A 25,355-nucleotide genomic window follows, 5' to 3' on the forward strand; every position below is an offset into this window, starting at 1 on the left:
TGATGCCCACGGAGGTCGCCCATGCAGGCGGTGATCGGTTTCCTGCGCACCCCCCGGGGGGTGGGGGTCGCGGCCCTGGGGCTGCTGCTGCTGGCCGGCTTGCTATGGCTGGCCCAGGGCGGGGCTCAGGGGCTAAGCCTGCAACTGGTGGCCTGGCAGCGTGACCTGCACCGGGCCCTGACCCTGGCCATCACCGAGCTATCGGGGACGCCCACGGCGACGGCCTGGGCGGGATTGCTGGGGATCAGCTTCGGCTATGGGGTCTTCCACGCCGCCGGGCCCGGGCATGGCAAGGCGGTGCTGACCACCTACCTGTTGACCCAGGGTGGCGCCCTGAAGCGTGCCCTGGTGCTCTCCTGTGCCGCTTCCCTGCTGCAGGCCCTGGTGGCCATCGCCCTGGTCACCACCCTGGTTCACGGCCTGGGCTGGCTGACCCGCCAGGCCATGGGCTCGGTGGCCTGGGTCGAGCAGGCCAGTTTCCTGATGGTCACCCTGCTGGGGCTCTGGCTCTGTGGACGAGCGATTCGTCAGCTGCGGCGGCCCCGCGTCTCGGCGCCGCCCGAGGCGCACCATCACCATGACCCGCATCACCATGCCCATGACCCGCATCACCATGATCATGATTGCGGCTGTGGCGGGACTCACCATCTCAGCCCGGAGCAGGCCGGCGACTGGCGTACCGCCCTGGCCACGGTGGTGGCCATCGGCCTGCGCCCCTGCAGCGGTGGGGTCCTGCTGTTGGGGGCCGCCTCCCTGCTGGGCTTCTTCTGGGCCGGGGTGGCGGCGGTGCTGGTGATGGCCCTGGGCACGGCCTTGACGGTCTCGGCCCTGGCCCTGGCCAGCGTCCTGGCGCGGGACTGGGCACAACGCCGCCTGGCGCGTCAGTCACGTCCCGGCATCGCCGGGCGTCTGCTGGGCTGGGCCGCCCTGGGCGGCGGCCTGGCGATCGCCCTGCTGGGGCTCACCCTCTTCGCCACCGGGCTCAAGAACCCCGCCACGGTGCCGCTGCTGGGCACTCCGCCGGCCGCCCAGGAGAGTGGATCGGGCGCGCCGCGCACTCCCTTCGGGGGCCAGTAGGCCGCCGATCACTTACTCGCCGAGATCCAGTCCCTCGATGATCGCCAGGATCTCGTCGCGGCGCTTGGCCTGGCCATCCGCGTCATAGGGCTCGGCCTGGCCCTGCCCCCACACCGGCGCGGGCCAGGCGGCATCCTCCTCGAAGCGCACGATCACATGCAGGTGCAGCTGGGGCACCATATTGCCCAGGGTGGCCAGGTTGAGCTTGTCGCCGTTCAGGGTCCGCATCAGCCCCTCGCCCAGGGCCGTGGCCTCTTGCCAGAGTCGCGCCTGTTCCTGCGCCGACAGCTGGTACACCTCCTTCACGCCGATGCGCCGCGGCACCAGTACCAGCCAGGGGTAGCGGGCGTCGTTCATCAGCCGTACCTGACAGAGGCCGAGCTCGGTGACGGGCAGGGTATCGGCTTCCAGGCGGGGATCGAGGGTGAGTTCGCTCATGGGGGCTCCGGGTGGCAATGATTTGCCGGGGCTAGGGTGGCCATCGGCAATAGTTTGCCGATGAAGGGGGCATCTTGGCCAGTCGTCGGCCCATCGATACCACTAATGCATTGATTTTAAATGCTGTTGGATAAGCTGGCAGGAATATCGCTCTAGTCGAATGGCATAACCATAACAAGCCATCATCGACAGGAGAGATAGCATGCACAAGCGCCAGTTCCTCAAGTCCGCCCTCACTCTCGCCACCGCCGCCGCCCTCGGCCTGGGTGCCGCCGGCGTCAGCGCCAATGATGAAGGCGGGCAGTACATCATGGGTACCGCCACCACCGGCGGCACCTTCTACCCGGTGGGGGTGGCCCTCTCGACCCTGGTGCGGGTCAAGCTGGAGCCGACCCACAACATCTCGGTCTCCGCCATCAGCTCCGCCGGTTCCGCCGAGAACCTGCGCCTGATGGAGGACAATCAAGCCCAGTTCGGCATCCTCCAGGCGCTCTATGGCGCCTGGGCCTGGACCGGCGAGGGACCGGTGCCCCAGGCCTACGACAACGTCCGCTCCGTCTCCATGCTGTGGCAGAACGTGGAGCACTTCGTGATGCGCAGCCATCGTACCGAGAGCGGTACCATCGATGACCTGACCCAGCTCTACGGCCGCGGCTTCTCCATCGGTGCCCGCAACTCCGGTACCGAGGGCTCCGGTCGGCAAATTCTTGCCGGTCTCGACATCGACCCGGAGCAGATGAACCTGGCCTACCTGGGCTACGGCCCGAGTGCCGATGCCATGCAGAACGGCAATATCGACGGCATGAATATCCCCGCCGGGGTGCCCGCCTCTGCGGTGACCAGCGCCTTCGCCAACATGGGCGACGATATCTCCATCCTCGAAGTCACCGAGGAGCAGCTGGCGCGCATCAATAGCGCCTACCCGGTATGGACGCCCTACGAGATCGCCGCCGGCACCTACCCGAGCCAGGACGAGGCGGTCCAGACCATCGCCCAGCCCAATATCCTGGTGGTCAACGCCGATGTGCCGGAGGAGCACGTCTACCAGATCACCAAGGCGATGTTCGAGAACCTGCCCTTCCTCAACAACATCCACCCGGCGACCCGCGACATGGCCCTGGAGAAGGCCTTGGATGGCCTGCCCATGCCGCTGCACCCGGGTGCGGCCCGCTACTTCCAGGAGCAGGGGCTGGCGATTCCCGAGCATCTGCTGGAGGGCTGAGGAAGCCTGAATTTCTTCTGTACTCGATGACCCTGTAGGTCGGATAAGCGTGAAGGCGCATCCGACGCCCATGTCGGATGCTCTCGCCAGAGGCCCGTTTATCCGACCTACACCTGCTCCACGAGAATGCCCATGAATACTACGCCTGCCCCCGAGGTGCGCGACGAAGAGGCCAGCGAGGCTTCCGAACGCCTCGAGCATCCCTGGCTCGGCCGGGTGCTGATTGTCCTGGCCATCGTCGTGGCCCTGTCGCATCTCTACTTCAATACCCTGGGTACCCTTTCCGAGGTGTGGGTCAGCGCCCTGCACTTCGGCATGTTCGGCCTGCTCTGTGCCCTCTCGGTGCCCATGCTCAAGGCGCGTTCCGCCTCCGGCCAGCGGCTGGTGCTGGCGGTGGATGTGCTGCTCGGCCTCGCCGCCCTGGGCTGCGCCTTCTACCTGATCGGCTTCGAGGATGCCCTCTATGCCCGCGGGGTGCGCTTCTCCACCGCCGACTGGGTGGTCTCCATCGCCGCCCTGGCGCTGATCCTGGAGTTCGCCCGCCGCACCACCGGCTGGTTCATCCCGGTGCTCTGCCTGGTGGCGCTCACCTATGTGGCCTGGTGGGGCCGCCATGTGAGCGGCGTCTTCGGCTTCCCGGGCCTCAACTGGGAGACGGTGCTCTACCGCAGCTACCTGGGCGGCGATGGCATGCTGGGCTCCATCGCCCGCATCTCCTGGTCCTATGTCTTCATGTTCATCCTCTTCGGCGCCTTCCTGGTGCGCTCCGGCGCCGGCGACTTCATCATCGAGCTGGCCCGCTGTGCCGCCGGGCGCTTCGTCGGCGGCCCCGGTTTCGTCGCGGTCTTCTCCTCCGGGCTGATGGGCTCGGTCTCCGGCTCCAGCGTGGCCAACACCGTCTCCACCGGGGTAATCACCATCCCGCTGATGCGCAAGGCCGGTTTCCCGCCACGCTTCGCCGCCGGAGTCGAGGCGGCGGCTTCCACCGGCGGCCAGCTGATGCCCCCGGTCATGGGGGCCGGGGCCTTTATCATGGCCTCCTATACCCAGGTCTCCTACCTGACCATCATCGGCGTGGCGGCCCTGCCGGCGCTGCTCTACTTCCTCTCGGTGGCGATGTTTGTGCGTATCGAGGCCAAGCGTAGCCATACCGAGCAGGTGACAGTGGAGGAGGCGCCACGCCTGCTCGAGGTGCTCAAGGGCGGCTGGCACTTCCTGCTGCCACTGGTGGTGCTGGTGGCCTCCTTGATCTACGGCTTCACTCCCACCTATGCCGCCGGCATCGCCATTCTCTCGGTGGTGGTCGCCTCCTGGTTGTCGAAGACCCCCATGACGCCCCGGGCGATCCTCGAGGCCCTGGTGCTGGGCAGCCGCAATATGGTCACCACGGCGATCCTGTTGCTCACCGTGGGGCTGATCGTCAACGTGGTCTCCACCACCGGCATCGGCAACACCTTCTCGCTGATGATCACCGACTGGGCCGGGGGCAGCCTCCTGATCACCATCGTGCTGATCGCCATCGCCTCCCTGGTGCTCGGCATGGGCCTGCCGGTGACCGCCGCCTATATCGTCCTCGGTACCCTCTCGGCGCCGGCCCTCTACGGCCTGATGGCCCATGGCCAACTGGTCGACCTGCTGATGGCCGGCAACCTGCCGGAGCAGGCCAAGGCGATCTTTATGCTCGCCGCCCCGGAGCAGCTGGATGCCCTCAATGCCCCCATGGACGCCGCCGCGGCCCGGGAGCTGCTGTCCCTGGTGCCCGATGACTTCCGTAGCCAGCTCTATGAGCAGGCCCTGTCACCGCACACCCTGACCCTGCTGCTGGTGGCCGCACACATGGTGATCTTCTGGCTCTCCCAGGACTCCAACGTCACCCCGCCGGTCTGCCTCACCGCCTTTGCCGCCGCGGCCATCGCCAAGACGCCGCCGATGCGCACCGGCTTCACCGCCTGGAAGATCGCCAAGGGGCTCTATATCGTGCCCTTGCTGTTCGTCTGGTCGCCGCTGATCACCGGCACGCCCCTGGAGATGCTCACCGTCTTCGCCTTCGCCCTGTTCGGCATCTACGCCATCATCGCCGGCCTGGAGGGCTACCTGGAGAGCGAGCTGCCCTGGTGGCTGCGCCTGGTCATGTTCCCCATCGGTGCCCTGATGCTCTGGCCCCATGGTGAGCTGGCGCTGGACCTCTTGGGCCTGGTGCTCTTCCTGGGTATTCTGGTGTGGAGTTCCCGCGCAGGACGCGCGCCGCAACAGGCATTGGCATGACGCTACTCGAAGGCCTGGCCCTGGTTGGCATCGGGGCCGTGGCCGGTTTCATCAATGTGCTCTCGGCGGGCGGGTCGATGCTGACCCTCCCGCTGTTGATGTTCCTGGGCCTGCCGCCCCAGGTGGCCAATGGCACCAACCGGGTCTCCATCGTGCTGCAGAGCCTCTCGGCGGTGACCAGCTTCCTGCGTGCCGGCGCTTCCCATATCGGCCTCAGCTTGCGCCTCTCGGTACCGGCGGTGGTAGGTTCCCTGCTGGGGGCCTGGTTGGCCCTGCAGGTCAGCGACGCCCTCTTCGAGGCGGTGTTGATCACGGTGATGGCCGGCTCGGCGGTGCTGATGCTGCTGCCCCAGCCGCGCCTCGACACCCGGCCGCTGACGGTGGAGCGATTGACCCCGGCGGTCTACCTGGCGATGTTCGCCATCGGTCTCTACGGCGGCTTTATCCAGGTGGGAGTGGGCATCCTCTTTATCGTCGTGCTCTACCGCCTGCTGCGCATCGACCTGGCCCAGGTCAATGTCTTCAAGGTACTGATCATCCTGGTCTACACCCTGCCGGCCCTGGGGCTCTTTATCGCCTTCGGTCAGGTGCGCTGGGGCTTCGGCCTGCTGCTGGCCCTGGGGAGCATGCTGGGCGCCTGGCTGGCGGTGAAGGTCAATATGAGTCCCCGGGGCGCCCTCTGGGTGAAGTGGCTGACGCTGGCGGTGATTGCCGCCATCATCCTGCGCCTGGTGTTCGGCTGAGGTTGCCTTTCTTTCCCACCAGACGGTGCTAGAGTAAAAGCGTATGGGGCCGTAAGGCAGGCCCCTCATGGAGCAAGGAGTCCGATATGAAACGCATGCTCGCCGCCCTCATGTTGTCACTGTTTATGCTATCGCTACTTTCCGGCTGCAACACCATGCGCGGGGCGGGAGAGGATATCCAAAAAGGAGGCGAGGCGATCCAGCGGCAGGCCGAATGACCCCGCTGGCATGATGTAGGGTGATGGCTTGGCTGAAGTGGCCATTTCGTCACGGACAAGGAACGGATGACTCCTCCTTGTCGAGCGGCTCATGCTATGAGAAAAGCTATTGCCGTGACTTCGCCCCGCTGCTGACAGCCAGTGTGCTGATGGGGTGCGACACCACCGAAGGCGCTGGTCAGGATGTCGAGCGCGGCGGTGAAGGCGCACAGGATGCCACTGACTGATCGGTCCTGGCGTTAGCTCAGCGCCGAACGGGCATGCCCACGGGTATGCCCGTTCGCATGTGTATACTTCCAGTATCATCTGCCAAGGAGGCCCATGATGATCATGCCCTTGAAGTTCCTTTCGACAATTGGTGGAGCGTTGCTGTTGGTTGGGTGTACGGCCATGGCACAGTCGAATGCGTCGCGTGAACCGGCTCCGCCGCCTCCCCGGGTCACCGAAGGGGAAGATGCCTGTGGTGCCAGACATGTTCAGGATCGGGTGGGCCGCCACTACGACGAGTCGCTGAGCAATGCGATCCACAGCGAAAGCGGGGCCCGCCAGGTGCGGGTGATGCGCCCCGGCCACGCCTACACCATGGACTACCTTCACGACCGGTTGAATATCCGCCTGGACGAGCGGGAGCGGATCACCGACCTCTTCTGCGGCTGACAACAGCGGCGCCCCTTGGAGCGCCGCTGCGATTGCGATATTGCTCTCTTTTAGTGGGTCTCGGCGCCGTAGTGCTGCTCCGCGTAGTGGTTCTCGTGGGTGCGCCGCGCCTCCTCCTCGGCCTGCTTGCGCAGCTTCTTGCGCAGCGCCGCCTTCTCGAAGCGCAGCTTCTGCATCGGCGTCTCCAGGTTGAGGGGCGGCACCTCCACCGGGGCACCCGCCTCGTCCACCGCCACCATGGTCAGGTAGCAGCTGTTGGTATGGCGGATCACCTTGTCGCGGATATTCTCCGCCACCACCTTGATGCCCACCTCCATGGAGGAACGGCCCACGTGGTTGACCGAGGCCAGGAAGGTGACCAGCTCGCCCACATGGATGGGCTGCTTGAACAGTACCTGGTCCACCGAGAGCGTCACCACGTAGCTGCCGGAGTAGCGACTGGCGCAGGCATAGGCCACCTCGTCGAGCTTCTTGAGGATGGCGCCGCCATGCACCTTGCCGCTGAAGTTGGCCATGTCGGGAGTCATCAGCACGGTCATGGTCAGTTCGTGCTGGCGGGGCATATCATCGGTCACAGGAGGGCTCCGGGAAGAATGGGACTGTCCCTGAGGATACCCGCTTCCCGTCGTCACTGCATAAGCGGAGGCGTCGACGGACATGCCGACGCCTCGTGGAGAATAGCAGCCCGCCCCATCCTGCCTAGAGGTAGGTCAGCAGCAGGCTGATGATCACTCCGGTGACCAGCAGCTGGACCAGGCAGAAGCCCATGATGTCCTTGGCCTTGAGGCCGGCGATGGCCAGCACCGGCAGCGCCCAGAAGGGTTGCAGCAGGTTGGTCCAGGCGTCACCCCAGGCCACCGCCATGGCCACCCGAGAGAGATCCGCCCCCAGGGCCTCGGCGGCGGGCAGCATGACCGGCGCCTGAACCGCCCACTGGCCGCCCCCGGAAGGCACGAAGAGGTTGACCACCCCGGCACTGATAAAGGACCAGAAGGGCAGGGTCTGGGCGCTGGCGAAGGCGATGAAGCCCTCGGAGAGGCTCTGGGCCAGTCCCGACTGCACCATGATCGCCATGATACCGGCATAGAAGGGGAACTGGATGACGATGCCGGCGCCGCCCTTGACCGCTTCCTGTAGGCTGATCAGCAGGTTGCGCGGGGTGCGGTGGAGCACGATGGCCAGGAACAGGAACAGGAAGTTGACGATATTGAGGTTGAGGCCGCCGCCGCGCAGCAGGAAGTGGTCGAGTAGGAAGAGCAGGCCGGGGATGCCCACCAGCCAGGCCAGGCTGCGGCTGTTCTCCAGGCGATCCGCCGGGCGGTGGAAAGTCATTCCCTCCTGGCTGGGCTCCTCTAGCCGGGCCGGATCCACATAGACGCTCTCCTTGTCATCGGGAAGCATTAGCCGGTTGACCAGGGGCACGGCGATAAAGAGCGCTACCACGATGGCCAGGTTGAACCAGGCGAAGATGGTCTCGGAGGTGCCCACCACGCCGATGCGGTCGACGGTGAAGTGCCCCTCGGTGGCGATGGTCAGGGGAATGGAGCCTGCCAGGCCGCCGTGCCAGACCACGAAACCGGAGTAGGCGCTGGCGATCAACAGCCGGTAGTCGACGCGGATCTGACGGGCCAGCTCCTTGGCGAAGAGCGCCCCCACCACCAGGCCGAAGCCCCAGTTGATCCAGCTGGCGGCCAGCGAGACCAGGGTGACCAGGACGATGGCGCCACCGGCATTGCCGGCCTTGCCCGCCAGGCGCTGCAACAGCCGCTTCACCGGCGGGGTATTGGCCAGCATGAACCCGGTCACCAGCACCAGCAGCATCTGCATGGAGAAGGTCAGCAGGTTCCAGAAACCGTCGCCCCACATGCGCATCACCGCCAGCGGGGTCTGGCGCTCCACGGCGATGGCTGCGGCGGCGGCCACCAGGGTCAGCAGCAGGACGAAGACATAGGGGTCGGGGAGGTAGCGCTCGACCAGCTTCACCGCCGGCCGCGACAGGAACTTGAGCATGGCATATTCGCTTATTGTGATATGGACTATCGCAACATAGCCGAAAAATCCCGTTGCGCGCTATCGACCTAAGGCTACCGTGGGCTGCCCTGGGGACAAGTCGGCGCCTCTCGCCAGTGGTGGCGCCGGTAATGGAGGTAATAGGCACCGAGGGTCGCCGAGCGCACCAGGGTGAAGAGGGTGAAGGCGAGCCACAGGCCGTGGTTGCCGAGCCCCTGGGTCAGCCACCAGCAGGGCAGGTAGGCGGCCAGGGCCACGAAGATGCTGTTGCGCATCTCGCGGCTGGCGGTGGCGCCGATGAAGACCCCATCCAGCAGGTAGCTCCACACCGCCAGCAGCGGCATCAGGATCATCCAGGGCAGGTACTGAGCGGCGGTGGCGCGCACCTCCGGCAGGTCGGTGAGCAGGGCGATCAGCGCCGGGCCGCCCAGCCAGAAGGCCAGGCTGGCCAGGGCGGCCGTCAATAGCGAGAAGCGGGTGGCGCTGGCCACGGCGGTGCGGAATTCGTCCCAGCGCCCGCGCCCCACGGCACGGCCGGTGAGGGCCTCGGCGGCATGGGCGAAGCCGTCCAGGGCGTAGCTGGTCAGCATGATGAACTGCAACAGTACCGCGTTGGCGGCCAGCACGGTATCGCCCTGGCTGGCGCCCTGGGCGGTAAAGAAGGCCATGGCGAAGAGCAGCCCCAGGGTGCGCACGAAGAGGTGGCCATTGACCCGGATCAGTTCGCCATAGGCGGATAGCCGGCGCAGCCTCCGGCGATCGAGCCGCCCGCCCAGGCCTCGCAGCTGGCGGCCGACCAGCCACAGGCCGAAGACCAGGGCGCTGTAGTCGGCGATGGCCGAGGCCAGGGCCACGCCATTGCTGGTCATGCCCAGGCCGATCACGAACCACAGGTCGAGGAGGATATTGATGGCATTGGTCAGCACCAGGATCATCAGCGTGACCCGGGAGTTCTGCTGGCCCAGGAACCAGCCGAGGATGGCGTAGTTGGCCAGCACCGCCGGCGCCGAGACGATGCGGATCCGCGCGTACTCCCGGGCCAGCTCGGTGGCCGCCTCGCTGCCATCCAGCAGCCACAGGCCCAGCTCGATCAGCGGGCGCGAGAAGAGGATCAGTGCCACGCCGATGGCCACCGCCAGCACCAGGGACTGGCCCAGCAGGGTGCGCACCTCGCCATCGTCGCCGCGCCCTAGGGCCTGGGCGGTGAGGCCGGTGGTGCCCATGCGCAGGAAGCCGAAGCCCCAGTAGAGAAAACCGAACAGGGTGGCCCCCAGGGTCACCCCGGCCAGGTAACGGGAGTCGGGCAGGTGCCCCACCACGGCGGTATCCACCAGGCCTAGCAGGGGCACGGTGATATTCGACAGGATAATGGGCCAGGCCAGCAGCCAGATGCGGCGATTATCGGCGAGGGGCACTAGACTTTCCTGAAGTGGTGAGGGGGCGGGCAGGATAGCTCTGGCGCAGGGGCAACACAAATCATCCCGCCGCGACGGTCATGATGAGGGGGACGGACGCATGGGTGGATGCAAGCGAACGCTAATGATAGTCGGGGTGGCCCTGGCGCTGGTACTCGCTAGCGGTACCGTGGGAGCTCAGGATCGTCAGATGGGGCAGCGCCTGGAGGCGCGGCCCAGCGGCGGTGCCATGGTGGTGGATGCTCTGGTGGCCCGGCCGCTGCTGGCGGTGGCGACCCTGGGCGGCACGGCGGTGTTCCTGGTCTCGTTGCCTTTCAGTGCCCTGGGGGGCAACGTGGATGCGGCGGCGGAGACCCTGATCCGCACGCCGGCGGAGGCGACCTTCCGGCGCTGCCTGGGCTGCACCGTCAGCAAGCGGGCCGACGAGCTATAGCCTTCATCGCAAAAGATAACGCCGGAGTCCTCTCTCGACAGAGGGCTCCGGCGTCGTTGTGATAAGGGGACTCAGGCCGCGGTGATGCGCTGGTACTTCGCCATCAGCTGCTCCCGGGTCTCTTCCCGTTCCGGGTCCAGGGGGATGCAGTCCACCGGGCAGACCTGCTGGCACTGGGGCTCGTCGAAGTGGCCGACGCACTCGGTGCACAGCGCCGGATCGATGACGTAGATCTCTTCCCCCGGCGAGATGGCGCCGTTGGGGCATTCGGGTTCGCAGACGTCGCAGTTGATGCACTCGTCGGTGATCATCAGGGCCATGGGGCTACCTCAGAGAATTGCCTGAGTAAAGGACTCAGGTATTGTAATGCGCTTTGAGGGCCTCGACGACCCTGGGGTGTACCAGCTTGGAGACGTCGCCGCCCAGGTGGGCGATCTCCCGCACGATGGTCGAGGAGATATAGGAGTTCTGCACCTCGGGGGTCAGGAAGAGGCTCTCCACGTCCGGGGCCTGGGCGCGATTCATGTTGGCCAGTTGCAGCTCGTACTCGAAGTCGGAGACGGCACGCAGCCCGCGCAGGATGATGCGCGCCTGCTGGGCTTCGAGGAACTCGGTGAGCAGTCCCGAGAAGCCCATCACCTCCACGTTGTCGAGGTGGCTCACCACCTCCCTGGCCAGGGCGATCCGGGCATCCAGGCCGAGGGCCGGGCGCTTGCCTGGGCTGGCGGCGATGGCCACGATCACCCGGTCGAACATGCGCGCGGCGCGCTCGATCAGGTCGGTATGGCCATTGGTGATGGGGTCGAAGGTGCCGGGATAGACCACGGTGTTCATGGGCGGTGTCCTGTGCCGATCATTCGGGGGCGGGCCTCAGGGTAGCGGAGGCGCCCCGCGGCGACAATGGTATCGCCGCGGGCGTGGGCCCTCAGTCGTCGAGGCGGCCGAAGGGATTGTCCACCGCCAGGGAGACCGGCTGGGCGTAGCCGGGGATACGCAGCTCGCGATCATCGATCTCGAGCTCCGGCCCTTCCAGCACCCCTTCGCCGAAGCGATACTGCACCTGGAACCGGCCCTGGTCGGCCTGTGCCCAGTAGGCCTCGGCGGTGGCCTGGGTGGCGTCGCGCTTGCCGCGCCAGGCGGCCATGGCGGCGGCACCGTGGCGCTGCTCCAGCAGCCGCTCGGTGGCCCGTGGCGAGAGCACCAGGCCGGTGGCGTTGTTGCCACCGAAGCCCTTGGCGTTGATCAGGCTGGCATCGGCGGCGAAGGCCAGGGGCGTGCGGGAGAAGGCCAATCGTTCGGCGTGAACGTCGTCGGCCACCGCATCCAGGGTGGGAATGCCCGGCAGCAGGCCATGGGCGAAGCTGCCCAGGGCGCTGGCGAGCTGGTCGCCGGCGGCGCTGCCCTGGGAGTGACCCACGAAGGCCTTGACCGCCACCACCGGCCAGGCCTCGATGCCGTAGGCGTCGGCGATGCGGTCGAAGACATGGGATTCGGTGACCCGGTTCTTCGGCGTGCTGGTGCCATGGGCGTGCAGGAAGGTGCGCCGGCGCAGGCCCTCCTCGCCGAGGATTTCCCGGGCCAGGGCGGCGGCCTTGCCCAGGGTGATGTAGTTGCCGATGCCGGGCGCCGAGATGGAGCGCTTCCAACCGTCGGCATTGGCGAAGACGCCGGGCACGGAGCCGAGGATACGGGCGCCCACCTCCAGGGCCAGGGCGTCATCCATCAGCAGCACGAACTGGCTGGCCTCGGCGATGGTGAAGCCGCAGTTGCGGGCGAAGGGCCGGCAGGCGCGCTGGTAATCCTCGTCGGTGAGCAGCTCCAGGGCATCCAGGGCCTTGAGGCTGTCGTCGTCGGCCAGGGCGCCCATGGCGCGGAAGCCCTCGATGATCTCCGGGGTAATGGGGGCATCCGAGGTGCCCACCATCACCACCCGACGGCGGCCGCTGCGGATGTCCTCCACCCCCAGGCGCAGGTTGTAGAGGAAGCTGGCGCAGGCGCCCTGGATGGCCCCGGTGGGCCCCACGCTGCCCAGCACATAGGCATTGAGGAAGTCGGCGGGCATCTGCCCGTAGCCCAGGGGCATCTGCTTGGAGGTGGCGCGATTGCCGGAGACGAAGCTCTTCAGCAGGCCGCCCCAGCCGGCGTCGTCGAGTTGGCCGATGGAGTTGCCGGCATAGACGGCGATGGCATCCGGGTCGAGGCGGTCGCGCAACGCTTCCCAGGCCAGGCCGCTGTCGCCCAGGCAGTCGGAGGCGCCGAATACCGCCATGGAGAGGCCCCGGGGGTGGTGCACGCTACGGTAGAGGCTCTCCGGTTCGAAACCGCTGGGCAGTTGGCCGGCGGCTCGCACCTGGGCGGCGCGGCGCTCCGGCAGCAGCACATCGAGGTGGCCGGCGGGGACGGTGACCTCCACCTGGCGACGGTCGATCTCGCGGACCTGCCAGGTCTCCGGCAGCACCTCGGGAAGCTGGCGGCGGCGCAGCCGAAACACCAGGGGCGCCTCGATATCGAGCCGCGCCTGGCGATTGGCGGGAATGCCGTCGGCGCCGAAGCGCGGGTCTTCGATGCGCCGGATCAGGGTGTGGTCGAGAATGCGCTGGCGGTAGCGCTCGACGACCTCGGCGGCGGCGAGGGGCTGGCCGCCCGCGTCGCGCCACTGGCCATCGGAGGCCTCGGCCAGGCGCATCAGGGCGGCCAGACCGAGCAGCGTCTCTGCCTGGGCGGAGTCGGGCAGGGCCTCGAGGATGGAGCGGCGATAGGCCTGATGCCCCGAGGTTCTGCCGGCGGCATTGATGCCCCCCATGCCGACGATCACCGGTAAGTGTGACAAGCCGGATTCCTCGTTGTGCTGTTTGATCGTGGAGTCATAGTCGAGTAGGAGCCGGATGATAGCACCCCGGCTTCGCCCCCGTCATGCGGGGCTCGTGGGCGGGCACCGGAAAAAGGTTAAAACACATGTTTGAAAACCGGCGTCCGCCGAGCTATCATGAAACGGCTGTTTGAGTCATACGAGTTGGTGTTGGCGCGTCCCCTGCTGTGGATGCGCCGTTTTTTTATCGGCCCGCATTGCTAGAATAGGCGCTCACTCTTGCTCTGGCCTGTTGCCATGGACGCCAATTCCCGCGTGATCGTTTCCAACCAGACGGGTCCCCACGACGACCTGGCGCGCCGGGTGGCGCGGGCCTTGACGCACCCCTTGCGCAAGCCGGTGGCCGAGCATACCCGGGCCGCCTTCGCCGAGGCCCAGGCCTGGCTCCGCGAGCAGCGCAAGCCGCTGATCCTCGATTCGGGCTGTGGGGTGGGGCTCTCCACCCGCGAACTGGCGCGGCGCTTCCCCGACCATGCGCTGATCGGCGTCGACCGCAGCGAGAGCCGGTTGACCCGGGAGCATGGCGAGTTGCCCGCCAATGCCCGGCTGGTGCGCGCCGACCTGGTGGATTTCTGGCGCCTGGCCCTGGAGGCGGGCTGGCGGCCCGAGCGCCACTACCTGCTCTACCCCAACCCCTATCCCAAGGCGGCGCACCTCAAGTTGCGCTGGCAGGGGCATCCGGTGCTGCCGGCCCTGCTGGGGCTGGGCGGGCGCCTGGAGCTGCGCTCCAACTGGCGGCTCTATGTGGAGGAGTTCGCCCTGGCCCTGAGCCAGGCCACCGGCATCATGGCCGAGGCGGAGGCTTATCGGCCCGACGGCGAGGCCTACCTGACCCCCTTCGAGCGCAAGTACCACCTCAGCGGCCAGGCCCTGTGGCGGCTGGTGGCCGAGCTGCCGTACCACCCCGAGCTGATGCCTCGCCCCTGACGCCGCCGTCCGGGCCGGCTAGAATGAACCGCCGACCCGGGCACCGCCGTGACAAGGAGTCCCCATGGCCTACCTCTATCTGGCCCTGGCAATCATCGCCGAAGTGGCCGCCACCAGCGCCCTCAAGGCCTCCCAGCAATTTACCCGCCTGGGCCCCAGCCTGATCGTGGTGGGCGGCTATGCCGCGGCCTTCTACCTGTTGACCCTGGTGCTGCGCACCATCCCGGTGGGCATCGCCTACGCCTTCTGGGCCGGCCTGGGGATCGTCCTGGTCACCCTGGTGGCCATGCTGATCTACGGCCAGAAACCCGATTTCCCCGCCATCCTGGGCATCCTGCTGATCGTCACCGGGGTGGTGGTGATCCAGGCCTTCTCCAAGATGTAGCCTTCACGCCCGATCTTCGCGGAATTTTGCTTATGCTGCGTTCAACTGCCTTGTTCCTTACGCTTCTTCTGCCTCTGCCGGCCCTGGCGGAAGGCTTCGACCACCTGGCCGGCCTGATGGAGCGCGGTTTCGCCGTGGGGGCCGAGGCTCGGCTGTTGGGGGATGGTGCCGCCCCCGGCGAACTGCTCGGCGAGATCGAACCGCGTCGCCAGCTGTCGCCGGCCTCGGTCTCCAAGGCCTACCTCTCCGCGGCGGCGCTGAGCGAGTGGGGGCCCCAGCATCGCTTCAGCACCCGACTGGTGGGCACCGGCAGCCTGGACGAGGCCGGCGTCCTGCAGGGCGACCTGATCCTCGACGGCAGCGGTGACCCGGGCCTGGTGGCCGAGGACCTGTGGAAGCTGGTGCAGGGCCTGCGCCAGCGTGGCGTCACCGCCATCGCCGGCGGGCTCGAGGTCAGCCAGTGGCGCTTCGGTCCGGTGGCCTGCGTCACCACCGATCGCTGCCAGGCCCGCCAGCGTTCCGCCAATGCCTACAGCGCCGGGCTCTCCTCGGCGGGGGTCAACCACGGCAGCTGGTGCCTGTCGATCCGCCCGGGGCGGGTCGGGCAGGCGGCCCAGGCGGCGAGCTGCGATACCGCCGAGCCCCTGCTGCCCCTGGATAACCGCATCGACACCGTGGCCGCCGGCGGCGGCACCGAGTTCAGCGTCGAGCGGGCCGGGGAGGCGGGCAGCGAACGGCTGATCCTGCGCGGCCGCATCGCCGTCGATGCCGCACCCCACCAGGTGCATCGGGCCAGCGCCGACCCGGCCTGGCAGACCGCTCAGACCCTGGGGGCCCTGCTGGTCCAGGCGGGGATCCCCTTCGACGGCGCGCCGCGGGTCAGCGAGGCCCCGCCGCCGGCCGAGGCCCGGGAACTGGCCGTGGTGGCGGGGCGCTCCCTGCATGAGCTGCTGCTGGGGGTGATGCACTATTCCAACAATTACATGGCCGACGTGCTGACCCTGGGGCTCGCCGAGGGTAGCCAGGACCTGCCGGCGGCCGGTGCCACCCTGGCCGCCTTCGCCGAGGGGCTGCCCAACCACGGCCCCTTGACCCTGGACAGCGGCAGTGGCCTGACCACCACCAACCGCACCAGCGCCGCCGGGGTCAATGTGCTGCTCGAGCACATGTACCGCCAGCCGGCGCTCTTCCCCAGCTTCGTCGCTGGCCTGCAGTCGCCGGCCACCGGGGTGATGCGTTTCATCCGCCGCGGCGGCGACACCTTCCAGCACCATGTGATGCTCAAGACCGGCACCCTCAACCAGCCCTTCGCGGTGCGTGCCGTGGGCGGCTACTTCCGCACCGCCAGCGGCCGCTGGGGGGTCTTCACGGTGCTGGTCAACGGTAGCGGCACTACCCCCTACCTGAGTTGGCCCGAGGTGCTCGATCCCCTCTCCCGGGACCTGGAAGCGATGATTCAGTCGCGCTGAGCCAGGATGGCGTCCACCTCGCGCATCAGCGGGGTGTCCGCCTCGCCCTTGCGACGGCTGCAGATCACCGGGGTGGTGAGGCTGGCATCCGCCAGGGGCACATAGCCGATGCCCTGGCGCTGCACGTTGCGGACCTGTTCCGGCACCAGGGTGATGCCCAGGTTGGAGGCCACCAGCCCCAGGGCCGTCTGCAGCTCGTTGGTCTCCTGTACCACCCGGATCTTGAGGCCGCGGCGATGGAAGAGCCCCTGCACCATGTCCGCCAGGCTGGGGCGGGGCCGCGCCGGAAAGAGAATCAAGGGGTAGCGGGCCAGCTCCTCCAGGCTGGGCCGGGTGCCCTCCAGGGGGTGGCCCGTGGGCAGCGCCGCCAGCAGCGGCTCGTCGAAAAGCACCCGCTGCTCCACGTCCGGGTCGTCCACCCGCAGGCGGCCGAAGCCGATATCGATGCGTCCCGCCTTGAGGGCCTGGATCTGCTGCACCGTGGTCAGCTCCACCAGGCTCAGCTCCGCCTTATCCTTTTGTCGTAGCTCCCGGGCCAGCAGGGGCAGCTGCCCATAGAACACCGAGGGCACGAAGCCGATGGCGAACAGCGGACGCTGGCTGCGCTCCATGCGGCGAATGGTGGCGACACTGGTTTCCACCTTGTCGAGGATCTGCCGGGCATGCTCGTAGAAGACCTGGCCGGTGGCGGTCAGGGCCAATCCCTGGGGGCCGCGCTGAAACAGTCGGCTGCCCAGCTCCTCCTCCAGGGCCTTGATCTGCCGGGAGAGTGGCGGTTGGGTCATGTGCAGCCGCTGGGCCGCCCGGGTGAGGTTGAGCTCTTCGGCCACCAGGCAGAAGAGGCGCAGGTGTCGCAGTTCCATCATACCTCCTGAGGTATGGCAGGGTTTCCAAACGATATTGGTCCGAGGCGATAAAGGCAATCACACTGAAGGCGTTCCAGTGATCCCCGAGGTGCTCCCCGCCATGTCTGCCGTTATCCAGTCCATCGATACCCTGCTGGTCGACCTGCCGACCATTCGTCCCCACCAGCTCTCCATGACCACCATGGCCTGCCAGACCCTGGTCATCGTGCGCCTGCGCGACAGCGATGGCATCGAGGGCCTGGGGGAGGGCACCACCATCGGTGGCCTGGCCTATGGTGCGGAGAGTCCGGAGAGCATCAAGCGCAACATCGACGCCTACCTGGCGCCCCTGCTGATCGGTCAGGAGGCCGGCAATATCAATGCGTTGCGTGCCCGTCTGGCGCGTCATGCCCGGGGCAACATGATCGCCAAGTCGGCGCTGGAGACCGCCCTGCTGGATGCCCAGGGCAAGCGCCTGGGGCTGTCGGTGGCACAACTGCTGGGCGGCGCCCGCCAGACTCACCTGCCGGTGCTCTGGACCCTGGCCAGCGGCGATACCCAGAAGGACATCGACGAGGCCGAGCTGCGCCTGACGCAGCGTCGCCACTGCGACTTCAAGCTCAAGATCGGCGCCCGCAGCGTTGCCGAGGACGTGGCCCATGTGGCGGCCATCAAGGCGGCGCTGGGGGATCGCGCCAGCGTGCGGGTCGACGTCAACCAGGCCTGGGACGAGTCCAGCGCCGTGCGCGGCATCCATGCCCTCCAGGAGGCGGGGATTGAGCTGATCGAACAGGCCATTCCGGCCCGGGAGCATGCCGGCCTGATTCGCCTGGCCAAGCGTTTCCGGGTGCCCATGCTGGCCGACGAAGCGGTGCAGGACGCCCGGGACGGCCTCGATTTGGTCGGCGCCGGATTCAGCGGCGCCTTCGCCCTGAAGATCGCCAAGGCCGGCGGCCCCCTGGGGGCCATCGAGCTGGGCCGACTGGCCCAGACCGCCGGGATCGGCCTCTACGGCGGCACCCTGCTGGAGGGCACCATCGGCAGCGTGGCCTCCCTGCACGCCTGGGCCACCCTGGGCGAGATGGCCTGGGGCACCGAGATGTTCGGACCGCTGCTGCTCAAGGACGATATCGTCGCCGAGCCGCTCAACTACCATGAGTTCGGTGTCGACCTGCCCACCGGCCCGGGCCTGGGCATCAGCCTCGACGAAGACAAGCTGGCCCACTATTCGCGCAAGTAACGCCCCCTGATGGAGGCCGCCGGCAGGCTGGCGGCCTCCATCAGCGTGATATCGATCTAACGTTCAAGGAGAGTCCGCATGCTGTTTCAGGTGGAAATGACCGTCAAGCTGCCCCCCGAGATGCCCGCCGAGCAGGCCGCCGAAATCAAGGCCACCGAGAAGGCCTATGCCCAGGAGCTGCAGCGCCGCGGCAAGTGGCGCCACCTCTGGCGGGTGGCCGGCAGCTACGCCAATGTCAGCATCTTCGACGTGGAGGACAACGCCGAGCTCCAGGAGATCATCTCCAACCTGCCGCTGTTCCCGTATATGGAGATCGCGGTCAAGCCGCTGTGCCGCCATCCGTCCTCGATCCGCGACGACGATAGCTGATCGCTGGCTGACGGACGATGCCCCACATGACGCGGCCCGCCAATCGGCGGGCCGCGTTATTGCTGTGGATAGTCACGGACAGGCGCGGCTACAGCATTCCCCCTTTCTTGAGGCGATAGTCCAGCGCCGCCCGGCTCATGCCCAGGCGCCGGGCCGCCGCCGAGACATTGCTGCCCGCCTCGCGGTAGGCCTGTTCCAGCAGGGCCTCTTCCAGGGCATCCAGCGAGATGCCGCCATCCAGGATCGATTGGCACAGGGCGGCGAGGCGAGTCGTTGCCTCGCCGCCGGTCTCATCGAGTGCCGAGGTGAGCTGGCCTCCGGGGCCGAGCACCTGGCCCCGGGTGGACAGGGGTTGCTGGCCAAACAGGGCCTGTTCGTTGATGGAGTTGCCGTCGCCGGCCAGGATCACGCCCCGCTCGATCAGGTTCTGCAGCTCGCGGATATTGCCCGGCCAGGGGTGGGCTCGCAGCATGGCCATGGCCTGGTCACTGAAGCCCAGGGTCTTGACGTGGTAGTGACACTCGAAACGCGCCAGGAAGTGCTCGGCCAGTAGTCGAATGTCATCGCGCCGCTCCCGCAGCGGCGGGATCATCACCGGGTAGGCGTTCAGGCGGTAGAAGAGGTCGGCCCGGAAACGGCCATCCTGCACTCGCTCCATCAGGTCGCCATGGGTGGCGGCGACGATACGCACATCGATGGCGTAGCTCTGCTGGCCGCCGACCCGCTCGATCTGTTTCTCCTGGAGGGCGCGCAGCAGGGCGGCCTGGGCCCGGGGCGACAGCTCGGCCAGCTCGTCCAGGAAGAGGGTGCCGCCATGGGCGCGTTCGAAGCGCCCGGCTCGGGACTGCACCGCGCCGGTGTAGGCACCCTTCTCGACCCCGAACAGCTCCGACTCGATCAGGTCCGGAGGAATGGCCGCGCAGTTGACCGCCACGAAGGGCCCCTCGGCCCGGTCGCTCTGCTGATGGGCTCGATGGGCCATGATCTCCTTGCCGGAGCCGGTCTCACCGAGCAGCAGGATCGGCACCTCCGAGCGGGCGGCCCGATCGATCAGATCCAGTGCTCCCAGGAAGGCCGGCGACTGGCCGATGGGGCGATAGTGCTCGTCGCCCTTGTGGCGGGCGATATCGTCCTCCAGGTAGGCGATGCGCGACTGCAACTCATAGAGCTCGTCGATCAGCGGGTCTTCGCGGAAATGCTCGGCGAAGGTCGCATGATCCTCCCACTCATGGGCCGGCTTGCCGATGATTCGGCAGCGTGCATCGCCGCGCCCGCGACACTCCACCTCCCGGTACTGGATCTCCTGGCCCAGGAACTGGCTGGAGTAGGCGCAGGCATAGCCCAGTTGCATCCAGCACACCGGCTCGTCCAGGGCGGACTCCAGCTGTTCGATGATCGCCACCTCATAGGAGTCCTGCCACTCGAACTCGCCATAGAAGTGGCCCCGGCCGGGGTCGATCTCCAGGGCCAGGGGAATCACCTTGACCAGCCCTCTCAGGGAGTGGAGCTGGGGGCCGGTCAGGAAACCGTCTTCCACCGACATCTCCTGGCCACGCACGGCCCGGGCCAGCTCGGCATCCTTGAGACCCGAGTGGTAGCCCAGGCGCAAGAAGAAGCTCTTGGCGCGCTTCAGCCCCAGGGTATGGATGATCTCATGGCGGAAGGCGGCCATGGTCTGTAGCTGCATCAGCAGCATGCGCTGCTCCCCCAGCCAGATCTGGCCCTCATCGGGGAGAAAGCGCAATTTCTCGAGAATGTCGCGGCTATCCGGGTAGCGGGGAGTTACCCCATCGCTAGGCGTGCTCGTTGTCATGGCATCACGGGGTCGTTTTTTTAATCTTGTGTATTGTACTTTTGTCGAGGTTTCGGCAAAAAAGATCCTCTTATCAACACCGACAGCATACGGCGCCTTAGCCACTCTCTTCCAGTCTCCTTTGTCGGCATTCTTCTGCCTCGATGGCGGCGTTTCATCATATGCAAAAGCTGCGACGCAGCAATTGATGATTTCCTCGATTCTCGCCGCCAGGCCTATCCCTCATGCCCTGTCGGAAGCCAAGATAACTATTTGTTTATAAATTGTTTTTTTTGATATTCGCCAAGCTGGCATGGGCCTTGTAACGGTAAGGGGGAAACTCACCCGGAGGTGAACCCATGTCCCAGTCGGCCATCCCCCGCACCCTGAAGCGCTATGTCCGAGTGCGGGAGAGAAGCGAACGTTTCATCGAATTCGACTTCGCCATCGAGAACCCGGAGCTGTTCGTCGAACTGATCATGCCGCCCCAGGCCTTCGAGGAGTTCTGTGCTCGAAATGACGTCACCTTTATGAGCGATGAACAGGCCAAGGCCGTCGATATCCAGATGGAAAAGTGGCGCTATAGCGTCAGCCAATAGCCCACAAAAACGTCGGTCACCATCGCACAATAATAAACGAGGAGTCCCCTATGAGTGTCGAGATCAAGACGGCGGAAATTACCCCGGTTCGCCAGACCTACGGCCACACCAAGCGACGCTTCGGCGACAAGCCGGCGACCCGTTATCAGGAAGCCAGCTTCGATATCCAGCCCACCACCAACTTCCACTATCGGCCGATGTTCGACGAGCACCACGAGCTCTACGACACCGGCTACACCCTGCTGACCATGGAAGACTGGTACGCCTTCAGCGACCCCCGCCAGTTCTATTATGGCGCCTGGGTAGCGGCCCGCGCCAAGCTCCAGGAGAGCACCGAGACCAACTTCGCCTTCTTCGAGAAGCGCGACCTGGGCAACCGCCTGAGTGACGAGGCGCGCCGGCTGGTGACCCGCTGCCTGCTGCCCCTGCGCCATGCGGAGCTGGGCGCCAACATGAACAACGTGGGCATCGCCGCCAATGCCTACGGCACCACCCTGAGCCAGGCCCATATGTACCACGGCATGGATCGTCTCGCCGTGGCCCAGTACCTCTCCCGCATCGGCCTGCTGATCGACGACACCCCCGGGCTGCTGCTGGCCGAGGCCAAGAGCCTGTGGATGGACGACCCCGCCTGGCAGGGGGTGCGCCGCTACGTGGAGGACAGCCTGGTGGTGGAGGACTGGGCGGAACTCTCCCTGGCTCAGAACCTGATCTTCGACGGCCTGCTCTACCCCTTCCTGCTGGAGTCCCTGGACGAGCGCCTGCTCGACATCGGCGGCGGCGATATCGCCATCCTCACCGACTTTATGGGCGACTGGTTCAAGGATGGCAGCCGCTTCATCGATGCTCTGTTCAAGACCCTGGCCGGCGAGAGCGAGGCCAACCGGACGCAGCTGACCCGCTGGGTCGCCCACTGGCGAAGCCGTGCCGTCGAGGCGCTGACCCCGGTGGCCATCGAGGCCGGTATCGAGCTCGACGCCGCCCTGGCGGTGCTGGACAAGCGCCTCGCCAAGCTCGGCCTGCTCGAGACCCACTGAGCCCCTTCCCCCGAATTCGGAGTCTGCCCCATGTCACGCGTCTTTATCGCCCTGCAGGACAACGAGAACGCCCGCTTTATCGTCGAGGCCATCAGCGAAGACAACCCCGGTGCCGAGGTCAAGCACAGCCCGGCCATGATCCGGGTCGAGGCCGACGATCGCCTGACCATTCGCCGCGAGACGGTGGAGGAGAAGCTGGGCCGCGACTGGGATACCCAGGAGCTCCAGGTGGACATGATCAGTATCGGCGGCAACGTCGACGAGGATGACGACAGCTTCACCCTCTACTGGAACACCTGAATCCCCGACGACGCCATCACACGCCAGCCAACAATAATGGCGCAGGAGAGTTAGCCATGAATGCCAAGACCAGCAAGCGACTCAATATGAAGGAGCGCTACCGGATCATGACCCGGGACCTGGGCTGGGAGCCCAGTTATCAGCGCTATGAGGATATCTTCCCCCAGGAGAGCTTCGAGGGCATCAAGATCGTCGACTGGGATCAGTGGGAGGATCCCTTCCGCCTGACCATGGACAACTACTGGAAATTCCAGGCGGAGAAGGAGCGCAAGCTGTATGCGATCTTCGATGCAGTGTCCCAGAACAATGGCCAGATGAAGATCTCCGACCCGCGCTACCTGAACGCGGTCAAGCTGTTCATCACCGCGGTGACGCCGCTGGAGTACAACGCCTACAAGGGCTATGCCCGGGTGGGTCGCCAGTTCGGCGGGGTGGGGGCGCGCATCGCCTGCCAGATGCAGTCCATCGACGAGCTGCGTCACACCCAGACCCAGATCCATGCCATGAGCCACTACAACAAGTACTTCGGTGGCATGCATGACTTCCCGCACATGTTCGATCGGGTCTGGTACCTGTCGGTGCCCAAGTCCTTCTTCGAGGACGCCTCCACCGCCGGTCCCTTCGAGTTCCTGACCGCGATCTCCTTCTCCTTCGAGTATGTGCTGACCAACCTGCTGTTCCTGCCCTTCATGTCCGGGGCCGCCTACAACGGCGACATGAACACCGTGACCTTCGGCTTCTCGGCCCAGTCCGACGAGGCGCGGCACATGACCCTGGGGCTCGAGATCATCAAGTTCATCCTCGAGCAGCACGAGGACAACGTGCCCATCGTCCAGCAGTGGCTCGACAAGTGGCTGTGGCGCGGTTACCGGCTGCTCTCCATCGTCGGCATGATGATGGACTACATGCTGCCCAACAAGGTGATGTCCTGGGCCGAGGCCTGGACCCTCTACTACGAGGAGGCCGGCGGCGCCCTGTTCAAGGAGCTCGAGCGCTACGGCATTCGCCCGCCCAAGTACGCCGACCAGACGGTGATCGGCAAGGATCACGTCAGCCACCAGGCCTGGTTCATCTTCTACCAGTACGGTCACGCCACCGCCTTCAACACCTGGATCCCCACCGCCAAGGAGATGGACTGGCTCTCCGAGAAGTACCCGGACACCTTCGATCGCCTCTACCGGCCGCGCTTCGAACTGCTGGCCGAGAAAGCGGCCAAGGGTGAGCGCTTCTACAACAACACCCTGCCGCAGCTCTGCCAGGTGTGCCAGATCCCGCTGGCGATCACCGAGCCGGACGACGACACCCTGCTCAGCCACCGGGACACCGTCCATGACGGCGAGCGCTACCACTTCTGCTCCGACGGCTGCCGCGACATCTTCCACCACGAGCCGGAGAAGTACGTCCAGGCCTGGCTGCCGGTGCACCAGATCCTGCAGGGCAACTGCGGCGGCGCCGACATGGCCAAGGTGATCGGCGACTACTACCGCATCGAAATGGGCGAAGACAACCTCGACTTCGAGGGTTCCGCCGAACAGCGCCGCTGGGCGGCGTGGAAACAGGCCGTCTGAGGAGGGGAGACCATGAGCGTTAGAGCCAACTATGCCAACTACCAGGGCCCGGTGCGTGACCGCGTCGAGAACTTCCACGGCAACCAGCTGGTGTATGTGATGTGGGAGCGTCACCTGCTGTTCTGCGCCCCGCTTACCTTCCTCGCCGACCCGGCGATGTCCTTCGAGGCCTTCCTCGCGGAGGTACTCACGCCGGCGCTGGCCCCCCATCCGGAGAGCGAGGCGCTGGATTTCGCCGAGGCCCAGTGGCGCCTCGACGGCGAGGCCTTCGAGCCCCGGGGCGAGGCCTCGCTGGCCGACAACGGCATCGGGCACAAGTCCCAGCTGCGGCTGATCACTCCGCGGCTGTCGGATCTGGCCGACGCCGCCATCTGAGGGGGAGGGCAGCCTCATGAGCTATCAAGTGACTATTGAGCCCACCGGCGAGATCGTCGAGGTGGAGGAGGGCCAGACCCTGCTGGATGCGGCCCTGCGTCAGGGCGTGTGGCTGCCCTTCGCCTGCGGCCACGGCACCTGCGGCACCTGCAAGGTGCAGGTGCTGGAGGGCGAGGCCGAGGTGGGGGACGCCTCCCCCTTCGCCCTGCTCGATATGGAACGGGACGAGGGCTACCGGCTGGCCTGCTGCTGCCGCCCGGAGAGCGATCTGGTGATCGAGGCGGACGTGGACGAGGACCCCGACTTCGCCGGCCATCCGGTGGCGGATTGGCAGGCCACCGTCAGCGCCATTACCGAGCTGACCCCGACCATCCGCGAGATCCGCCTGCGCCTCGATGGCGACGGCATGGCCTTCCAGGCCGGCCAGTACATCAACCTCCAGGTGCCCGGCGTGGAGGGCACCCGGGCCTTCTCCATCGCCTCGCCCCCGGCCGAGTCCGGCGAGCTGGTGCTGCATGTGCGCCGGGTCGAGGGCGGGGCGGCCACCACCTGGCTCCATGAGCAGCTCGAGGTGGGGCAGCGCCTGGAACTGAGCGGGCCCTATGGCCAGTTCTTCGTGCGCAAGTCCGACCCCAAGGACGTGATCTTCATCGCCGGGGGCTCCGGGCTCTCCAGCCCCGAGTCGATGATCCTCGACCTGCTGGCCGACCCGGAGGATAGCCGGCGCATCACCCTCTTCCAGGGGGCGCGCAACCTGGCCGAGCTCTACCACCGGGAGCGCTTCGAGCAACTCGCCGCCGCGCATGAGCGCTTCACTTATGTGCCGGCGCTCAATGCCCCCCTGGACGACGACGCCTGGGACGGCTTCGTGGGCTTCGTGCACGACGCCGCCATCGCCCACTTCAAGGGCCGCTTCAGCGAGCACAAGGCCTACCTGTGCGGGCCACCGCCGATGATCGATGCGGCCATCACCGCCCTGATGCAGGGGCGCCTGTTCGAGCGCGACATCCATATGGAGCGCTTCCTGACCGCCGCCGACGGCGCCGAGGGCGGACAGCGCTCGGCCCTCTTCAAGCGGATCTAATGCCACCCATTGGCCGTT

Annotated in this window: 27 protein-coding genes; 18 read left to right on the forward strand and 9 right to left on the reverse strand. The window is 66.6% G+C overall.

What is annotated here, in order from left to right; all coding sequences use genetic code 11:
• Positions 1-21 precede the first annotated feature (21 nt).
• Positions 22-1,077: a nickel/cobalt transporter gene (locus IHD13_RS09745; RefSeq protein WP_195860852.1), complete on the forward strand. Its 1,056-nt coding sequence runs from the start codon at positions 22-24 to the stop codon at positions 1,075-1,077.
• A 12-nt stretch (positions 1,078-1,089) separates the two neighbouring features.
• Here the strand turns inward: IHD13_RS09745 and IHD13_RS09750 are convergent, their stop codons facing one another.
• Positions 1,090-1,515, reverse strand: coding sequence for an HIT domain-containing protein (locus IHD13_RS09750; protein ID WP_195860853.1), 426 nt, complete (start codon positions 1,513-1,515; stop codon positions 1,090-1,092).
• Between the two features lie 202 nt (positions 1,516-1,717).
• Between IHD13_RS09750 and IHD13_RS09755 the strand changes: the two genes are divergently transcribed.
• From IHD13_RS09755 to IHD13_RS09775, 5 genes are all read left to right on the forward strand, one after another.
• Positions 1,718-2,737 carry a TAXI family TRAP transporter solute-binding subunit gene (locus tag IHD13_RS09755; protein ID WP_195860854.1) on the forward strand — a complete coding sequence of 340 codons (1,020 nt, stop codon included), beginning with the start codon at positions 1,718-1,720 and terminating at the stop codon, positions 2,735-2,737.
• A 132-nt stretch (positions 2,738-2,869) separates the two neighbouring features.
• On the forward strand, positions 2,870-5,002 hold the full coding sequence (locus IHD13_RS09760; RefSeq protein ID WP_195860855.1) for a TRAP transporter permease: 2,133 nt from the start codon (positions 2,870-2,872) through the stop codon (positions 5,000-5,002).
• Entirely contained in the window at positions 4,999-5,745 is a 747-nt protein-coding gene (locus IHD13_RS09765) for a sulfite exporter TauE/SafE family protein (protein ID WP_195860856.1), read from the forward strand. Before IHD13_RS09760 ends, IHD13_RS09765 begins: the two co-directional genes overlap by 4 nt.
• Positions 5,746-5,831: 86 nt before the next feature.
• Positions 5,832-5,963 carry an entericidin A/B family lipoprotein gene (locus IHD13_RS09770; protein ID WP_195860857.1) on the forward strand — a complete coding sequence of 44 codons (132 nt, stop codon included), beginning with the start codon at positions 5,832-5,834 and terminating at the stop codon, positions 5,961-5,963.
• 390 nt (positions 5,964-6,353) lie between these two features.
• Positions 6,354-6,620: an I78 family peptidase inhibitor gene (locus IHD13_RS09775; RefSeq protein WP_195860858.1), complete on the forward strand. Its 267-nt coding sequence runs from the start codon at positions 6,354-6,356 to the stop codon at positions 6,618-6,620.
• Positions 6,621-6,670: 50 nt separating this feature from the next.
• Here IHD13_RS09775 and IHD13_RS09780 read toward each other — a convergent pair whose 3' ends face one another.
• From IHD13_RS09780 to IHD13_RS09790, 3 genes are all read right to left on the reverse strand, one after another.
• Positions 6,671-7,183: an acyl-CoA thioesterase gene (locus IHD13_RS09780; RefSeq protein WP_195860904.1), complete on the reverse strand. Its 513-nt coding sequence runs from the start codon at positions 7,181-7,183 to the stop codon at positions 6,671-6,673.
• A 136-nt stretch (positions 7,184-7,319) separates the two neighbouring features.
• Positions 7,320-8,630 (reverse strand): short-chain fatty acid transporter, encoded by a 1,311-nt coding sequence (locus tag IHD13_RS09785; protein ID WP_195860859.1) that lies wholly within the window; start codon positions 8,628-8,630, stop codon positions 7,320-7,322.
• A 74-nt stretch (positions 8,631-8,704) separates the two neighbouring features.
• On the reverse strand, positions 8,705-10,045 hold the full coding sequence (locus IHD13_RS09790; RefSeq protein WP_195860860.1) for an MATE family efflux transporter: 1,341 nt from the start codon (positions 10,043-10,045) through the stop codon (positions 8,705-8,707).
• A gap of 124 nt (positions 10,046-10,169) precedes the next feature.
• Between IHD13_RS09790 and IHD13_RS09795 the strand changes: the two genes are divergently transcribed.
• A complete protein-coding gene (locus IHD13_RS09795; protein ID WP_195860861.1) occupies positions 10,170-10,478 on the forward strand; it encodes a hypothetical protein in 309 nt (102 codons plus the stop codon).
• 71 nt (positions 10,479-10,549) lie between these two features.
• Here the strand turns inward: IHD13_RS09795 and IHD13_RS09800 are convergent, their stop codons facing one another.
• From IHD13_RS09800 to IHD13_RS09810, 3 genes are all read right to left on the reverse strand, one after another.
• The gene (locus IHD13_RS09800; protein ID WP_195860862.1) at positions 10,550-10,798 is read right to left on the reverse strand and encodes a YfhL family 4Fe-4S dicluster ferredoxin; all 249 of its coding nucleotides are present in this window, start codon (positions 10,796-10,798) and stop codon (positions 10,550-10,552) included.
• A gap of 34 nt (positions 10,799-10,832) precedes the next feature.
• The gene (gene coaD, locus IHD13_RS09805; RefSeq protein WP_195860863.1) at positions 10,833-11,312 is read right to left on the reverse strand and encodes a pantetheine-phosphate adenylyltransferase; all 480 of its coding nucleotides are present in this window, start codon (positions 11,310-11,312) and stop codon (positions 10,833-10,835) included.
• Between the two features lie 91 nt (positions 11,313-11,403).
• Positions 11,404-13,281, reverse strand: coding sequence for a beta-ketoacyl synthase (locus IHD13_RS09810; protein ID WP_195860905.1), 1,878 nt, complete (start codon positions 13,279-13,281; stop codon positions 11,404-11,406).
• Between the two features lie 303 nt (positions 13,282-13,584).
• Between IHD13_RS09810 and trmB the strand changes: the two genes are divergently transcribed.
• From trmB to dacB, 3 genes are all read left to right on the forward strand, one after another.
• Positions 13,585-14,274: a tRNA (guanine(46)-N(7))-methyltransferase TrmB gene (gene trmB, locus IHD13_RS09815; protein WP_195860864.1), complete on the forward strand. Its 690-nt coding sequence runs from the start codon at positions 13,585-13,587 to the stop codon at positions 14,272-14,274.
• Positions 14,275-14,338: 64 nt separating this feature from the next.
• Positions 14,339-14,659, forward strand: a complete 321-nt coding sequence (locus IHD13_RS09820) for a DMT family transporter (RefSeq protein WP_195860865.1) — start codon at positions 14,339-14,341, stop codon at positions 14,657-14,659.
• Between the two features lie 32 nt (positions 14,660-14,691).
• Positions 14,692-16,128, forward strand: coding sequence for a D-alanyl-D-alanine carboxypeptidase/D-alanyl-D-alanine endopeptidase (gene dacB, locus IHD13_RS09825; RefSeq protein ID WP_195860866.1), 1,437 nt, complete (start codon positions 14,692-14,694; stop codon positions 16,126-16,128).
• On the opposite strand, the gene IHD13_RS09830 is transcribed toward dacB, so the two are convergent.
• Entirely contained in the window at positions 16,116-16,991 is an 876-nt protein-coding gene (locus tag IHD13_RS09830) for a LysR family transcriptional regulator (RefSeq protein ID WP_195860867.1), read from the reverse strand. The two genes, dacB and IHD13_RS09830, sit on opposite strands and share 13 nt — an antisense overlap.
• Before the next feature lie 103 nt (positions 16,992-17,094).
• Here IHD13_RS09830 and IHD13_RS09835 point away from each other — a divergent pair, with 103 nt between their 5' ends.
• The gene (locus IHD13_RS09835; protein ID WP_195860868.1) at positions 17,095-18,213 is read left to right on the forward strand and encodes a muconate/chloromuconate family cycloisomerase; all 1,119 of its coding nucleotides are present in this window, start codon (positions 17,095-17,097) and stop codon (positions 18,211-18,213) included.
• A 78-nt stretch (positions 18,214-18,291) separates the two neighbouring features.
• Complete coding sequence (catC, locus tag IHD13_RS09840) at positions 18,292-18,582, forward strand: muconolactone Delta-isomerase (protein WP_195860869.1); 291 nt, start codon at positions 18,292-18,294, stop codon at positions 18,580-18,582.
• A gap of 88 nt (positions 18,583-18,670) precedes the next feature.
• Here the strand turns inward: catC and IHD13_RS09845 are convergent, their stop codons facing one another.
• Entirely contained in the window at positions 18,671-20,395 is a 1,725-nt protein-coding gene (locus IHD13_RS09845) for a sigma-54-dependent Fis family transcriptional regulator (RefSeq protein ID WP_195860870.1), read from the reverse strand.
• A gap of 338 nt (positions 20,396-20,733) precedes the next feature.
• On the opposite strand from IHD13_RS09845, the gene IHD13_RS09850 reads away from it, so the two are divergent.
• The 6 genes from IHD13_RS09850 to IHD13_RS09875 are packed head-to-tail and all read left to right on the forward strand — an operon-like array spanning position 20,734 to position 25,337.
• The gene (locus IHD13_RS09850; RefSeq protein WP_195860871.1) at positions 20,734-20,973 is read left to right on the forward strand and encodes a phenol hydroxylase subunit; all 240 of its coding nucleotides are present in this window, start codon (positions 20,734-20,736) and stop codon (positions 20,971-20,973) included.
• A 50-nt stretch (positions 20,974-21,023) separates the two neighbouring features.
• Positions 21,024-22,010 (forward strand): aromatic/alkene monooxygenase hydroxylase subunit beta, encoded by a 987-nt coding sequence (locus IHD13_RS09855; RefSeq protein WP_195860872.1) that lies wholly within the window; start codon positions 21,024-21,026, stop codon positions 22,008-22,010.
• Between the two features lie 30 nt (positions 22,011-22,040).
• Positions 22,041-22,310 carry an MmoB/DmpM family protein gene (locus IHD13_RS09860; protein WP_195860873.1) on the forward strand — a complete coding sequence of 90 codons (270 nt, stop codon included), beginning with the start codon at positions 22,041-22,043 and terminating at the stop codon, positions 22,308-22,310.
• Positions 22,311-22,366: 56 nt separating this feature from the next.
• On the forward strand, positions 22,367-23,878 hold the full coding sequence (locus IHD13_RS09865; RefSeq protein WP_195860874.1) for an aromatic/alkene/methane monooxygenase hydroxylase/oxygenase subunit alpha: 1,512 nt from the start codon (positions 22,367-22,369) through the stop codon (positions 23,876-23,878).
• A 12-nt stretch (positions 23,879-23,890) separates the two neighbouring features.
• Positions 23,891-24,253 carry a phenol hydroxylase subunit P4 gene (locus IHD13_RS09870; RefSeq protein WP_195860875.1) on the forward strand — a complete coding sequence of 121 codons (363 nt, stop codon included), beginning with the start codon at positions 23,891-23,893 and terminating at the stop codon, positions 24,251-24,253.
• Between the two features lie 16 nt (positions 24,254-24,269).
• Positions 24,270-25,337 carry an NADH:ubiquinone reductase (Na(+)-transporting) subunit F gene (locus tag IHD13_RS09875; protein WP_195860876.1) on the forward strand — a complete coding sequence of 356 codons (1,068 nt, stop codon included), beginning with the start codon at positions 24,270-24,272 and terminating at the stop codon, positions 25,335-25,337.
• The last annotated feature ends 18 nt before the right edge of the window (positions 25,338-25,355 follow it).

Origin of the sequence: Halomonas sp. 328 (genome assembly GCF_015645095.1) — a bacterium.
Lineage (GTDB): Bacteria > Pseudomonadota > Gammaproteobacteria > Pseudomonadales > Halomonadaceae > Bisbaumannia.